The following is a 277-nucleotide window of genomic DNA, read 5'->3' on the forward strand; positions in this document are numbered from 1 at the left end:
CTGACAGCGTGGATGAGGCATGCAAGTCGAACGAAACCTTCGGGTTTAGTGGCGGAAGGGTTAGTAAGACATGGATAACTTGCCTTTAACTCTGGGATAACGGTTGGAAACGACCGCTAATACCGGATAGGGTGAAAAGAAGACATCTTTTTTTTATTAAAGTGGGGGATCGCAAGACCTCGCGGTTAAAGAGAGGTCCATGGGATATCAGCTAGTTGGTGTGGTAAAGGCGCACCAAGGCTAAGACGTCTAGGCGGATTGAGAGATTGACCGCCAA

The 277-nt window shown here is 48.4% G+C and carries 1 rRNA gene; it reads left to right on the forward strand.

Annotated elements, in window-relative coordinates:
- Window positions 1-277, forward strand: a 16S ribosomal RNA gene (locus BU804_RS09790); the annotation flags it as partial.

The sequence above is a fragment of the Candidatus Protochlamydia sp. W-9 genome, assembly GCF_001950615.1.
Lineage (GTDB): Bacteria > Chlamydiota > Chlamydiia > Chlamydiales > Parachlamydiaceae > Protochlamydia > Protochlamydia amoebophila.